The organism is Streptomyces odontomachi (genome assembly GCF_024435355.1).
In the GTDB taxonomy this organism is placed as follows: Bacteria; Actinomycetota; Actinomycetes; order Streptomycetales; family Streptomycetaceae; genus Streptomyces; species Streptomyces odontomachi.
Window position 1 is genome coordinate 124,309 of record NZ_JAMJWG010000021.1, and the last position, 13,481, is coordinate 137,789.

Consider the following 13,481-nt stretch of genomic DNA (forward strand, 5'->3'; position numbering starts at 1 on the left):
GAAGATCGTCCGGCCGGGCGGACGGAGATCTGCATCACGCGCCGTCGGAACGGCGGGGGCTACTGCTCGGCGAGCGCACGCAGCCGGCTGAGGGCACGGTGCTGCGCGACCCGGACGGCACCCGGGGACATGCCCAGCAGCCGGCCGGTCTCCTCGGCCGTGAGACCGACGGCGATGCGCAGCAGCAACAGCTCGCGCTGGGTGTCCGGGAGGTTGGCGAGGAGTTCCTTGGCCCGCTCGGCATCGCTGCTGAGCAGGGCGCGCTCCTCGGGGCCGAGCGAGTCGTCGGGCCACTCGGGCATCTCGTCGGAGGGCACGGCGGTGGATCCGGGGTGCCGCATGGCGGCACGTTGGAGGTCGGCGACCTTGTGCGCGGCGATGGCGAACACGAACGCCTCGAAGGGGCGGCCGGTGTCGCGGTAGCGAGGCAGCGCGAGCAGCACCGCCACGCACACCTCCTGCGCCAGGTCCTCCACGAAGTGCCGCGCATCCCCTGGCAACCGGGACAGTCTGGTCCGGCAGTAGCGCAGTGCGAGGGGGTGGACATGGGCTAGGAGGTCGTGGGTGGCCTGTTCGTCGCCACCCGCGGCGCGGTGGACGAGCGCACCGATCATCGTCGTCCCGTCGTCACGCATCAGACCATGGTGCCTTGGCGCCGTTTGCTCCGCGGCACCGCGTCCGTAGTTGTGCACTGAAGCGTTATGAGTAGGTGCGCCGGCACTCATTCCCTGCGCTCTCCCCTCACGCTCGTTCCGCTCGGCTGGCTCGTCCCTGAGGAACTCCACCCTTCAAGGATGCGGCATCGGCCGCGAAACGAGCACCGGGCGTCCGTCGCCCCGTCCACCAGAAGGCGGACGGGGGACGCCACGTCCGAAGCTTCGCCGCTCTCAGCGGACCAGGCCCCAGCGGAAGCCGAGCGCGACCGCGTGCGCCCGGTCGGAGGCGCCGAGCTTCTTGAACAGGCGTCTGGCGTGCGTTTTCACGGTGTCCTCGGAGAGGAAGAGCTCCCGGCCGATCTCCGCGTTGGACCTGCCGTGGCTCATGCCTTCCAGGACCTGGATCTCACGCGCGGTGAGGGTCGGTGCCGCACCCATTTCGGCGGAACGCAGCCGGCGCGGGGCGAGCCGCCAGGTGGGGTCGGCGAGCGCCTGGGTCACGGTGGCCCGCAGCTCGGCGCGCGAGGCGTCCTTGTGGAGGTAGCCGCGTGCACCGGCGGCGACCGCGAGTGCCACCCCGTCCAGGTCCTCGGCGACGGTGAGCATGATGATGCGCGCACCGGGGTCGGCCGAGAGCAGCCGGCGGACGGTCTCCACGCCGCCGAGGCCCGGCATGCGCACGTCCATCAGAATCAGATCGGATCGGTCGGCGCCCCAGCGGCGGAGGACTTCCTCGCCGTTGGCCGCCGTCGTCACGCGCTCGACGCCGGGCACGGTCGCCACGGCACGGCGCAGCGCCTCTCGGGCGAGCGGGGAGTCGTCACAGACGAGGACGGATGTCATGGCTGATCTCCGTAGCTCTCACAGCTGCTGCGCGTCACCTTGAGCCTCCAGCTGGTACGAATCGTCACCTCTGCGGTTGAGCCCTCGGACGCGTGCCCGAAGCCCTGCTTTCCCTCAACCACTTCCGCACTCTCAACGACGGTCACTCGAAAGAGTTACGGGTCGGAGAGCTCCTTTCGGCACTCTACGTGAGGGGTCCGACACGGCGAAGGGGGCTGCATCGCGCCTGCTCGGCGAGCCGATCGGGGGCCGCATCTTTCACTGGGCCCTGCCGGTTCCCTACCAGTTCCTTCACGAAGAGTCATGACCCGTTCAGCTGGTTTTCCTGCCTCTCACTGGTGTCTGAGGCTAGATTTGCAAAGAATCATATTTTCATCTCCTTTGACGGTATAGATACATAAATCTACCCGCGGGCACCTTCCCGCGCCCCGGGACACCCGTTCCAACGCGCAGCACGGCTTCGAGGCACCACAAGGGGTTATGCAATGGCAGACTTCTCCCGCCTTCCCGGACCCAACGCAGACCTGTGGGACTGGCAGCTGCTCGCGGCCTGCCGGGGGGTCGACAGCTCGCTCTTCTTCCACCCGGAGGGCGAGCGCGGGGCGGCGCGCAGCGCGCGCGAGAACTCGGCCAAGGAAGTCTGCATGCGGTGCCCGGTCCGCGCCGAGTGCGCCGCCCACGCCCTGGCCGTGCGCGAGCCGTACGGGGTGTGGGGCGGGCTGACCGAGGACGAGCGCGAAGAGCTGATGGGCCGCGCCCGCACCCGCCTGGTGACCACCGCCCCGGGCGGGACGGCGGCCAGGGTGGTGCACGACGCGGAGACCCCGACGAACGGGGCGCATGGGGCGCACGGGGCGCATGGAGTGCACGGGGCACACGAGGCGTCCCATGGCCATGACGAGCCCACCAGGTCGGCGGCCGCCCCCACGGGTCCGTCCGGGATGTCGTCCGAGTCGGCGTCCGACCGGCTGTCCGATCCGCTGTCCGATCCACTGCCCGACGCGCTGTCCGGGTCACCCGCGGGAGCGACCCACGAGGTGGCGCCCGAGAGGCAGCCCGGGTCTCCTTCGGGAATGCCCCACGACGTCGCCGACGCGGACGACGTCTGGGACGGGAACGGCGTACGGCGCCATTGAAGGAACGTTTCTGCAACCACCTTGTGCGACCGAGGTGTTCTCCCCGTCCCACCCCGGTTCCTCTGCCGCACCGAGGCGCCCGCTGCCGAAGAAGTCCGTGGAAGCCGGAGGCCGTGCCCGTCTACGGTACGGACATGAAGCTTCTCTCGGTCAACGTGGGCCGACCCAAGGCGGTCCCCTACACCGACCCGAAGATCGGCGTGACCGGTATCGACAAGCGGCCGATTCAGGGACCGGTGCAGGTCACGGCGCCCGGACCCAAGGGCGTCGGGGGCAGTGGCATGGCGGGCGACGCGGTGTGCTCGCTGGCCCACCACGGCGGGAACGACCAGGCGGTGTACGCCTTCGCCCGGGAGGACCTGGACGACTGGCAGCGTGAGCTGGGGGCACCGCTGAGCAACGGCATGTTCGGCGAGAACCTGACCACCCAGGGCGTCGACGTGGGCGGCGCGAAGATCGGTGAGCGCTGGCGCGTCGGTGCCGACCTGATCGTCGAGGTGACCAGCGGCCGCATCCCGTGCCGCACCTTCGCCGGGGAGATGGCGGCCCGGGTGCCCGACGGGTGGACGGAGGACTGGATCAAGCGGTTCACGACGCGGGCGGCGCCGGGTGCGTACCTGCGCGTGGTGGAGCCGGGCGAGATCCGCGCGGGCGATCCCGTCGAGATCGTGCACCGTCCGGACCACGAGGTGACGGTCGCCTTCCAGTTCCGCGCGGTGACCCTGGAGCGCGAGTTGCTGCCCCGGTTGCTGGCCGCCGCCGACGCGCTGAACCCGTCAGCGCTCAAGCGGGCGCGGGCGTATGCGGCGCGAGGGTCACAGGACGCGTGACCACGGGGCCGGGCGGCCACGCGTGGCTACCCGGTCACTACGCTTGGCCCATGACCACGGCTCTGATCACCGGATCCACCTCGGGCATCGGTGCGGCGTTCGCGCGCCGCCTGGCTGCGGACGGCCACAATCTGGTCCTCGTCGCACGCGACACGGAGCGGCTGCACGAGCAGGCCACCGAGTTGCACGACACGCATGCCATCGAGGCCCAGGTGCTGACCGCGGACCTCGCGACCGACGACGGCATCGAAGCGGTGGCCGACCGGCTGGCACAGCCCGCGAGCCCGGTCGACGTGCTGGTGAACAACGCCGGGTTCGGCAACAAGGGCCGCTACCTCGACGTGCCGATGGCCGACGAGCTGCGGATGCTCAAGGTGCACTGCGAGGCGGTGCTGCGCCTGACGTCGGCGGTCGTCGCACCGATGCGCGAGCGGCACCGCGGCACCGTCGTCAATGTCGCCTCGGCGGGCGCCTTCGTGCCGCGCGGCACGTACGGGGCCTCGAAGGCGTGGGTCGTGCAGTTCACCGAAGGCGCGGCGAAGGACCTGGCGGGCTCGGGCGTCAGGCTGATGGCGCTGTGCCCCGGCTTCGTCCGCACGGAGTTCCACGAGCGGGCCGGCATGACCACGGACAACATCCCCCGCTGGATGTGGCTGGACGCCGACCGGCTGGTCACCGCCGCGCTCGCCGACCTCTCCCGCGGCCGGACGGTGTCGATCCCCGACGTGCGCTACAAGGCCCTGCTGGGCCTGGCGAAGCTGACCCCGCGCACCCTGGTCGGCGCGATCTCGTCGCGGACGGGACGGAAGTACGGGCCGCGGTAGGCCTCCGTGAGGGGTACGGGGGATCCCCCGCGTCCGGGCCACCCCGGCCAGCCGGTAGGTAGGGGCGCGGGGCCGCGCGAGCAACCCGCCACCGGCCGGTGGCCCGCTCACGACGGAAACGGCCCCTTCAGGCCGGTGACGACCCGCAGGCTCGTCGTGGCTGATCGCGCAGTTCCCCGCGCCCCTTCAGGCTCAGGCGCGCGCACGCGGCGGAGCCGCACATCGACACAGACCCGCGCCCCTTCAGGCTCAAGCGCGCCCACGCGGCGGAGCCGCACATCGACACAGACCCGCGCCCCTTCAGGCTCAAGCGCGCCCACGCGGCGGAGCCGCACATCGACACAGACCCGCGCCCCTTCAGGCTCAGGCGCGCGCACGCGGCGGAGCCGCACATCGACACAGACCCGCGCCCCTTTGGCGCGCCGCCCCGAGAGGGTCCGGGACGACCGGAAGGCCCGGCGCCCGAGTGGGCGCCGGGCCTTCGGCGAGTTGCGTGCGGGTGCGGGTCAGTGGGCGTGGCCGTGACCGTGGCCGCCGGCCGCCGACTCGTCCTCCTCGCTGGGCTTCTCGACGACCAGGGTCTCGGTCGTGAGCAGCAGCGAAGCGATGGACGCGGCGTTCTCCAGCGCGGAGCGGGTGACCTTGACGGGGTCGATGACGCCCTGCTTGATCAGGTCGCCGTACTCACCGGTCGCGGCGTTGTAGCCCTCGCCCTTGCCGAGGTCGGCGACCTTGGAGGCGATGACGTAGCCCTCCAGGCCGGCGTTCTCGGCGATCCAGCGGAGCGGCTCCACGGCGGCGCGGCGGACGACGGCGACACCGGTGGCCTCGTCGCCCTCCTTGCCGAGGCTGCCTTCCAGCACCTTGGCCGCGTGGACCAGGGCGGAGCCACCACCGGAGACGATGCCCTCCTCGACCGCGGCGCGGGTCGCGGAGATGGCGTCCTCCAGACGGTGCTTCTTCTCCTTCAGCTCCACCTCGGTGGCGGCGCCGACCTTGATCACGCACACGCCGCCGGCCAGCTTCGCGAGGCGCTCCTGGAGCTTCTCGCGGTCCCAGTCGGAGTCCGTGGCCTCGATCTCGGCCTTGATCTGGGCGATCCGGCCCTCGACGTCGGCGCTCTTGCCGCCGCCGTCGACGATGGTGGTGTCGTCCTTGGTGACCGTGACGCGGCGGGCGGTGCCGAGCACGTCCAGGCCGACCTGGTCGAGCTTGAGGCCGACCTCTTCGGCGATGACGGTGCCGCCGGTGAGGGTGGCCATGTCGCCGAGCATCGCCTTGCGGCGGTCGCCGAAGCCGGGGGCCTTCACCGCGACGGCGTTGAAGGTGCCGCGGATCTTGTTGACGACCAGGGTGGACAGGGCCTCGCCCTCGACGTCCTCGGCGATGATCAGCAGCGGCTTGCTGGCCTGGATGACCTTCTCCAGCAGCGGCAGCATGTCCTGGATGGAGGAGATCTTGCCCTGGTGGATCAGGATGTAGGGGTCGTCGAGGACGGCCTCCATGCGCTCCTGGTCGGTCACGAAGTAGTGCGAGAGGTAGCCCTTGTCGAAGGCCATGCCCTCGGTGAAGTCCAGCTCCAGGCCGAAGGTGTTGGACTCCTCGACGGTGATGACGCCGTCCTTGCCGACCTTGTCCATCGCCTCGGCGATCAGCTCGCCGACCTGCTGGTCCTGCGCGGACAGCGCGGCGACCGCGGCGATGTCGGACTTCTCGTCGATGGGGCGCGCCGTGGCGAGCAGGTCGTCGGAGACGGCCTTGACGGCGGCGTCGATGCCCTTCTTCAGCGCGGCCGGGGAGGCACCCGCGGCCACGTTGCGCAGGCCTTCCTTGACGAGGGCCTGCGCGAGCACGGTGGCGGTGGTGGTGCCGTCACCCGCGATGTCGTTGGTCTTGGTCGCCACCTCCTTGACCAGCTGGGCGCCCAGGTTCTCGTACGGGTCGTCGACCTCCACCTCACGGGCGATGGTGACGCCGTCGTTGGTGATGGTGGGGGCGCCGAACTTCTTGTCGATGACGACGTTGCGACCCTTGGGGCCGATCGTCACCTTGACCGTGTCGGCCAGCTTGTTGACGCCGCGTTCGAGGGCACGACGGGCGTCCTCGTCAAACTTCAGAATCTTCGCCATGGGAGCGTTTCAGTCCTCTCGGTTGCGATACCTCGGCCGCCGCCAGGAGCAGCCGCCATCGCGGGAAACCGACTGCGCCCCGGGCGCCCGGCTTCTTTCAGTCGCGGGGGGCCAGGGGCGCAGTCACAAGCGAAATGCGGGTGAGGGGATGGGTTCACGCGGGAACCCGGGCCCGTCGCCCCGGGTGTCGAACTACTTCTCGATGATCGCGAGGATGTCGCGCGCCGAGAGAACGAGGTAGTCCTCGCCGTTGTACTTCACTTCGGTGCCGCCGTACTTGCTGTAGAGCACGACATCGCCGTCCTTGACGTCGAGCGGCAGGCGCTCGCCGTTCTCGAAACGGCCCGGGCCGACGGCCAGGACGACGCCCTCCTGGGGCTTCTCCTTCGCGGTGTCCGGAATGACCAGGCCCGAGGCCGTGGTCTGCTCGGCGTCGAGCGGCTGGACCACAACACGGTCCTCGAGCGGCTTGATGGCAACCTTGGTGCTGGCGGTCGTCACGATCCGACCTCCCCCTTCGGAGATCACGGGGTTGACTGTCTGAGGTGGCGACCAGGTGGATCCGTCGTCGCGGGTGCCGGACCTGCCCGTCGCGTCATTTGGCACTCTCCAAGGGGGAGTGCCAATGCTGAGACTATGACTGCGATTAGCACTCGGTCAAGCGGAGTGCCAACGCACCGCGGGTCGCGCCCCGCAGGCCCGCGTACCGCCCGGCCAGGGGCCGCGCACTGCCGGCCGGCGGCCGGCCGCACCACCCGCTGGCCCACAATGGGCGGGTGAACGACCAGAACGACGCCCTCGACGCCCGCGGCCGTCACCACGCGCACGACCACGCCCACGGCCGGGACGACGCCGACGACCGGGCGAGGGCGGCCGTCGACGCCCTCACCGCGCTGCACACCCCCGAGGGCCACGCCCTGCTGGACGCGGTGCGCGAGGTACGGGCCGGCGAGGAACTGGCCCTCGCCACCCGGCTGCGCCGCACCCACCCGGCGGACCTGGTCTCCGCCGCGCTCACCCAGGCGCGGCTGCGGCAGCGGGCGGTGGTGAAGTTCGGTGCCGCGGACGCCGGGCGCATGTTCTTCACCGCGGACGGCGTCGAGCAGGCGACGCGCGCCGGGGTGGCGGCGCACCGGGCAGCGCGTTTCGCACGGTTGGGCGCACGGTCCATCGCCGACCTCGGCTGCGGCATCGGCGGCGACGCGATCGCGCTGGCGCGCGCCGGGCTCACCGTGCTCGCCGTCGACCGCTCCCCGCTGACCTGCGCGGTGGCCCGCGCCAACGCCGAGGCGCTGGGCCTGGCCGATCGCATCCAGGTGCGCCAGGCGGACGTCACCGAGGTGGACACCGCGCCGTACGACGCCGTCTTCGCCGACCCGGCCCGGCGCGCCGGCACCGGTCGGATCTTCCGCCCTGAGGCGTACTCGCCGCCGCTGTCCTGGGCCGTCGAGACGGCCCGCCGCGCCTCGTGTGCGGCGCTGAAGACCGCGCCCGGCATCCCGTACGAGGCGATTCCCGAGGACGTCGAGACCGAGTGGGTGTCGGTGGGTGGTGAGGTGAAGGAGGCGGTGCTGTGGTTCGGCACCGGCGCACCACCGGCGCGGCGCGCCACCCTGCTGCCGGCGGGCATCGGAACTCCTCCGCACCATGGGACCGTCGAGCCCGTCGAGTCCACCGGAGCGCAGCCGGCTTCCGACGCGGCGCTCGTGTCCCTGTGCGCGCCCCTGTCCGACCTCCCGCCCGACCCCGAGGTGCGACCTCCCGGGCGTTACGTCTACGAGCCGGACGGCGCCGTGATCCGCGCCCACCTGGTCGCCGAGGTGGCCCGGCAGGTCGGCGGCGGGCTGCTCGACGCGACCATCGCCTACGTCACCGCTGACGAGCTGCTGCCCACCCCGTACGCCACCGCGTACGAGATCACCGACGTGCTGCCGTTCAACCTGAAGCGGCTCAGGGCGTTGCTCCGGGAGCGCGGGGTCGGCACGCTGACGGTGAAGAAGCGCGGTTCCGCGGTCGAGCCGGAGGAACTCCGGCGCAAGGTACGGCCGCAGGGCCCTCATGCGGCGACGGTCTTCCTGACCCGGGTCACCGGCGCACCGACCGTGCTCATCGGCCGGCCGGCGGGCCGGCGGACCCCCTGAGGGGCGCGCGTCAGTCGACGAACTCCTTCACCCCGTCGGTCCGCAGGGTGAAGCCCGCGGGGTCGGGAAGCTCGAACGAGGTGCCGTACGGGCCTGCCGTGATCTTGTCGTACTGGCCGCCCTCGGGCTCCGTGTGCACGACGGCCTTCGTCACGTCCGGTCGACGAGGCGGCAGCTCCAGCGCCCGCTGGAGCTTGTTCACCTCCGACAGCCGGTCCTGGCTCAGCTCCACCCCGCACAACTCGACCGCCAGCCGCTCGGCAGGCTGGGCCTGGTCCTCCTCGGTGCACTCACGGCAACCGAACGCGCCCCGAGGTGCGGGCCGCTCGGGCCACCGTCAGGAGAAGTCCCACAGCCGCGTGGTGCCGTCACGGCCGGCGGTGGCCAGGAGGCTGCCGTCCGGGGAGAAGGCGGCGCGGAAGACCGCGTCGGTGTGGCCGGTCAGGGGGGCGCCGACCGGTACCCCGGTGCGGGAGTCCCAGACCCTGACCGTCCCGTCGTGGCTCGTGGTGACCACGTAGCGGCTGTCCGGGGAGAAGGCGACTCCCTCAACGGTGTCCAGATGTCCGCCGAGCGGGACGGAGTGGCCCGACGTCCCGTTCCACAGGCGGGCGGTGCCGTCGGCACTGCCGCTGACGACGAAGGTGCCGTCGGGGGAGAAGGCCGACTCGTTGACCCTGTCGGTGTGCCCGGTGAGGCGGGCGACCGGGGTCCAGGTCTCCGCAGACCACAGCGTGACCATCCCGTCCTGGCCGGAAGAGGCCAGATGCCGGCCGTCGGGGGAGAACGCCACGCTGTAGACAGGACCGTCGTGCCCGCGCAGCGGCGCACGGGCGGGCTGGCCCGTATGGGTGTCCCACAGCCACACCGTCCCGTCATGGCCGGCGGTGGCGAGGCGGCGGCCGTCGGGCGTGAACGCAACGTCCCAGACCAGGTTCCGGTGCCCGGTGAGGAACGGGAAGGCGAGCTTTCCGGTGCCGGTGTTCCACAGGCCCACGGTCCTGTCGTGACTGGCCGTGGCGAGCCTTCTCCCGTCCGGGGAGAACTCCAACCCCCACACGATGTCGGTGTGTCCCACGAGCGGTGGTACGACGAGCTTCCTGGTGGTCGCGTCCACCAGCGAGACGGCCACGGAGGCATTGGCGAGGACGCGGCCGTCCGGCGAGAAGGCCACCGTCCAGACCGGCTCCGGCCATCCGAGGGACGGCATCGCCCGCACCCCCGCTCCGGGCCGCGGCCTGCCGGCTCCGTAGGCGCTTCCCCAGTCGGGAGAAGGCCCGGACGGACCGCCGCCGCGGGTCGCGCTCCCCCGGTCCGATGCGCCGGGCGCGCCCTCGCGAGTGGTGGTGCCCCACCGGTTCCGGGCGATGGCGATGTGCCCGGCCGTGTCGCGATTCCGCTGCTGGGGGACGGGCAGCGACCGGCCCTCCAGGCTGACCCGCAGCCGGCCGAAGAGCGTGCTCATCTCGATCAGCTCCGGGCCGCCGGGGATTCCTTCCGACAGCGTTCTGATGAGTTCCCCGGTGAACGCCGTGTGGGGCTCCCCCGGCGGGGCGAGGGCGACGCGGGTCTCACTGGTGGCGGTCAGGAGGTACGAGCCCCGGACCGTGGCGGAGTCGGCGATCCGCTCGCCCGCCGACATCCCCCCGACGAGTGCGCGCCCGCTGTAGCAGCAGTCAAGGATGACGACGGTCCGCGGTGACGGTGCTTCCAGGACGATGCGACGCAGGTCCTCGTACCGCAGCGAGTGATGCGTGCGCTCCCTGCGGGAGGACGGCATCCCCAGGTAGAGCTCGTCGCTGTACGGGTCCGTCTGTCCGTGCCCGGCGTAGTAGATGAGGAGGGTGTCGTCGGCCGCCGCGGCCTTTTCCTGAACGAGGTCCAGTACCTGGCCTGTCTTGTCCGGCTGGGCGATCACCGTGCAGGCGCGGCCGGGAAGCCCCCACACCGCCGGATCGGTCAGGACCTGGCGCAGTCCTTCGAGGTTCCCGGCCACCGCGGGCAGGTCGTCCAGGTGGGCGTAGCTGTGGACGCCGATCAGCACGGCTTGCGAACGTGCGGGATCCGACAGGACCGTCACGGCCGGGCATCCTGCCCGTCCGCCGGGGGAGCCGCCGATCGGCCGTCGTCGTCCCAGGTGCGGAGGATCCGATCGATCGTCTCCGGGGAGCAATCGTCCAGGACGATCACCCGGCCGTCGCGTTCGAGCCGGATGTGTGACGGCCGCGGACGGGAACCACGCCACGACAGCACCGAGGTGACCAGGCTTCCCAGTGCGATGCTGTTGGCCAGTACCACGTTGACCGCATCCAGCGCGTCGCCCATGTGCCCTTGCGGCAGGTCCGCCGGGCCCGCCTCGATCCGGGCGCGTCCCCGCAGATCCGGGTCCGACAGCAGCCAGCGGTACAGCGATGTCGTCTCCCCGGCGCGCTGGGCGCTCTGCCCGTCCGCTGAGGTGCCCCCCAGCCCCAACGTGACCCGCATCGTTCGCTCCTCGCATGCTCCGGCGATCCGAAGTGGTCAGTTTAGAGGGCGAGTTGGGACCTTATGCGGCCGTTCGCAGCAGCCGCGTCCCGGTGTGTCACCCGTCCCGGCACCCGCAGAGGTTTCAGCGGGGGCCGGGACGGCGGGGTCAGGGGGGTGGGGGTGAAGGCGGCGATCAAGCGGGCGTCGGCGCCGGAGCGACGCCGTCCTGCCGGAGTTCCTCGGCGCGCCCTCAGTCCGCCGACTCGAACCGCCACCGGTGCACCGCCCGCCGGACGAGGTCCGGGCCCGGTTCAGGGAGTTCGGGCAGGTTGGCGGTGTGCGGGTCGGCGAGGGTGGTGGCCGGCCACCAGGTGATGACGAGGACGCGGTCCTCGGGTGCCGTGAAGGTCTCGCGGCGCGACGGCGCCGGGGCGAGGGGCTGGGCGCGGGCCCAGGCGAGCAGGTCGGGGCCGCGCCCTGGCACCGCCCGCGCCTCCCACATCAGGGCGACCGTCATGGTCCGGTGACCGTCATGAGTACCGGTGACCGTCATGAGTAGAGGTTGTCCTTGGCGGTCTCGTGCACGTGGTCGTGGGACGCGTGGCCGTGCGCGTGAGCGGATGCGGTGGCGGAGGCCCCGTCCCCGCCCTGCCCCGGGACGTGCGGGTGCCGGCCGGGCACATGCGGGTCCGTTACCGGCAGGGACGAGTCAGCGGGCAGCTCCCAGTCGGAGGCGGCACGGTCACGGGCGACCATCTCCGCGCCGAGCGCGGCGACCATCGCGCCGTTGTCCGTGCAGAGCTTCGGGCGCGGTACGCGCAGCCGGATGCCGGCGGCCTCGCAGCGCTCCTGGGCCAGGGCACGGAGCCGGGAGTTGGCGGCGACACCGCCGCCGATCATCAGGTGGTCCACGCCCTCGTCGCGGCAGGCCCGCACCGCCTTGCGGGTGAGCACGTCGGCGACGGCCTCCTGGAACGAGGCCGCCACGTCCCGCACCGGCACCTCCTCACCCGCCGCCCGCCTGGCCTCGATCCAGCGGGCCACGGCGGTCTTCAGACCGGAGAAGGAGAAGTCGTACGGGGCGTCACGCGGGCCGGTCAGGCCGCGCGGGAACGCGATCGCCTCACGGTCGCCTTCGCGCGCGTACCGGTCGATGACGGGGCCGCCGGGGAAGCCCAGGTTCAGCACCCGCGCGATCTTGTCGAACGCCTCGCCCGCCGCGTCGTCGATGGTCGCCCCGAGGGGGCGCACGTCGGAGGTGATGTCGGTGGACAGCAGCAACGACGAGTGGCCGCCGGAGACCAGCAGCGCCATCGTCGGCTCGGGCAGCGCCCCGTGCTCCAGCTGGTCGACGCAGATGTGCGAGGCGAGGTGGTTGACGCCGTAGAGCGGCTTGCCGAGCGCGTAGGCGTACGCCTTCGCGGCCGAGACGCCCACCAGCAGGGCTCCCGCGAGTCCGGGCCCGGCGGTGACCGCGATGCCGTCGAGGTCGGACGCGACGACGCCGGCCTCCTTCAGGGCCCGCTCGATGGTCGGCACCATCGCCTCCAGGTGGGCCCGGGAGGCGACCTCCGGCACCACGCCGCCGAACCGGGCGTGCTCGTCGACGCTGGAGGCGATGGCGTCCGCGAGCAGCGTCGTACCGCGGACGACGCCGACGCCGGTCTCGTCGCAGGAGGTCTCGATGCCGAGGACGAGCGGCTCGTCGCGGGAATCAGCCATGGGTCTCGGGTCCTTGCCGTTCTTGTCGGGCTGCTGCGTCTGCGGTGCCCGGGATGTCTGCGGTGTTCGCGGTGTTCGCGGTGTCGGCCGTGCGGGTGGCGTCCGTCGCGCCCGTGCCCGCTGCCGGGTTCTCCGATGCTGCGGGGCGTGCTGGTTCCGCCGTGGCCGCCGCGGCGTTCCCGTCGAGGGGCGCCGGCGGGTCCTCGTCGCTCGTCGGGTGGACGAGGAGCCGCATGACCAGCGCGTCCACGCTGCCGGGCTGGTAGTAACCGCGCCGGATCCCCACGGGCTCGAATCCGAAGCGCTCGTACAGCCGCTGCGCGCGGGTGTTGTCGACGCGGACTTCGAGCATCACCTCGGTGCACTCGGCCGCCGTCGCGTGCCGCAGCAGATCGGTCAGCAGCCGGGCGCCGAGGCCCGTCCCCCACTGCTCGCGCACGACGGCGATGGTCTGGACGTCGGCCAGGTCGCCGGAGGCGGCGAGGCCCGCGTAGCCGAGCAGCCGGCCGGCCGCCTCGGCGACCACGTAGCGCCGGCTGGCGCCGGGGCCGCGGGCGTGCGCGAGCTCGGACCAGAACATGCCGCGTGACCAGGCGTCGTCCGGGAACAGGTCCCGCTCGAGCGCCAGTACGGGGTCGATGTCCCACCAGCGCATCTCACGCAGCCGAATGCCCGCGTCGGCCGGCCCGCCCGGGGCGGACCGTGCCGGCTGCGGCGACCGCGGCAGCGGTGGG

At 72.1% G+C, this 13,481-nt stretch carries 12 protein-coding genes and 2 pseudogenes; 4 read left to right on the forward strand and 10 right to left on the reverse strand.

The window, feature by feature from the left end; translation table 11 throughout:
- Window positions 1-59: 59 nt before the first annotated feature.
- Together NQO67_RS33620 and NQO67_RS33625 are read right to left on the reverse strand one after the other, a co-directional pair.
- Window positions 60-635, reverse strand: a complete 576-nt coding sequence (locus NQO67_RS33620) for a sigma-70 family RNA polymerase sigma factor (RefSeq protein ID WP_255954168.1) — start codon at window positions 633-635, stop codon at window positions 60-62.
- Window positions 636-887: 252 nt separating this feature from the next.
- On the reverse strand, window positions 888-1,499 hold the full coding sequence (locus tag NQO67_RS33625) for a response regulator transcription factor (protein ID WP_003948568.1): 612 nt from the start codon (window positions 1,497-1,499) through the stop codon (window positions 888-890).
- 485 nt (window positions 1,500-1,984) lie between these two features.
- Here NQO67_RS33625 and NQO67_RS33630 point away from each other — a divergent pair.
- The 3 genes and pseudogenes from NQO67_RS33630 to NQO67_RS33640 all read left to right on the forward strand — a co-directional run.
- A pseudogene (locus NQO67_RS33630) lies at window positions 1,985-2,299 on the forward strand (WhiB family transcriptional regulator); the annotation flags it as partial.
- A gap of 470 nt (window positions 2,300-2,769) precedes the next feature.
- Complete coding sequence (locus NQO67_RS33635; RefSeq protein WP_255954169.1) at window positions 2,770-3,465, forward strand: MOSC domain-containing protein; 696 nt, start codon at window positions 2,770-2,772, stop codon at window positions 3,463-3,465.
- Between the two features lie 50 nt (window positions 3,466-3,515).
- Entirely contained in the window at window positions 3,516-4,289 is a 774-nt protein-coding gene (locus NQO67_RS33640; RefSeq protein WP_255954170.1) for an SDR family NAD(P)-dependent oxidoreductase, read from the forward strand.
- Between the two features lie 506 nt (window positions 4,290-4,795).
- Here the strand turns inward: NQO67_RS33640 and groL are convergent.
- Complete coding sequence (gene groL, locus NQO67_RS33645) at window positions 4,796-6,418, reverse strand: chaperonin GroEL (RefSeq protein ID WP_255954172.1); 1,623 nt, start codon at window positions 6,416-6,418, stop codon at window positions 4,796-4,798.
- Between the two features lie 192 nt (window positions 6,419-6,610).
- Window positions 6,611-6,919 (reverse strand): co-chaperone GroES, encoded by a 309-nt coding sequence (gene groES, locus NQO67_RS33650; RefSeq protein WP_255954173.1) that lies wholly within the window; start codon window positions 6,917-6,919, stop codon window positions 6,611-6,613.
- A 392-nt stretch (window positions 6,920-7,311) separates the two neighbouring features.
- On the opposite strand from groES, the gene NQO67_RS33655 reads away from it, so the two are divergent.
- Window positions 7,312-8,559: a class I SAM-dependent methyltransferase gene (locus NQO67_RS33655; protein ID WP_255954231.1), complete on the forward strand. Its 1,248-nt coding sequence runs from the start codon at window positions 7,312-7,314 to the stop codon at window positions 8,557-8,559.
- 10 nt (window positions 8,560-8,569) lie between these two features.
- Here the strand turns inward: NQO67_RS33655 and NQO67_RS33660 are convergent, their stop codons facing one another.
- The 6 genes and pseudogenes from NQO67_RS33660 to rimI all read right to left on the reverse strand — a co-directional run.
- Entirely contained in the window at window positions 8,570-8,791 is a 222-nt protein-coding gene (locus tag NQO67_RS33660) for a hypothetical protein (protein ID WP_255954174.1), read from the reverse strand.
- Window positions 8,792-8,896: 105 nt separating this feature from the next.
- Window positions 8,897-10,639 (reverse strand): caspase, EACC1-associated type, encoded by a 1,743-nt coding sequence (locus tag NQO67_RS33665; protein WP_255954176.1) that lies wholly within the window; start codon window positions 10,637-10,639, stop codon window positions 8,897-8,899.
- Window positions 10,636-11,043: an effector-associated constant component EACC1 gene (locus tag NQO67_RS33670; RefSeq protein ID WP_255954177.1), complete on the reverse strand. Its 408-nt coding sequence runs from the start codon at window positions 11,041-11,043 to the stop codon at window positions 10,636-10,638. Before NQO67_RS33670 ends, NQO67_RS33665 begins: the two co-directional genes overlap by 4 nt.
- Before the next feature lie 232 nt (window positions 11,044-11,275).
- Window positions 11,276-11,542 (reverse strand): hypothetical protein, encoded by a 267-nt coding sequence (locus NQO67_RS33675; protein WP_255954232.1) that lies wholly within the window; start codon window positions 11,540-11,542, stop codon window positions 11,276-11,278.
- A 32-nt stretch (window positions 11,543-11,574) separates the two neighbouring features.
- Complete coding sequence (tsaD, locus tag NQO67_RS33680) at window positions 11,575-12,747, reverse strand: tRNA (adenosine(37)-N6)-threonylcarbamoyltransferase complex transferase subunit TsaD (RefSeq protein ID WP_255954178.1); 1,173 nt, start codon at window positions 12,745-12,747, stop codon at window positions 11,575-11,577.
- A gap of 112 nt (window positions 12,748-12,859) precedes the next feature.
- Window positions 12,860-13,402: pseudogene (gene rimI, locus NQO67_RS33685) on the reverse strand (ribosomal protein S18-alanine N-acetyltransferase); the annotation flags it as partial.
- Window positions 13,403-13,481 lie beyond the last annotated feature (79 nt).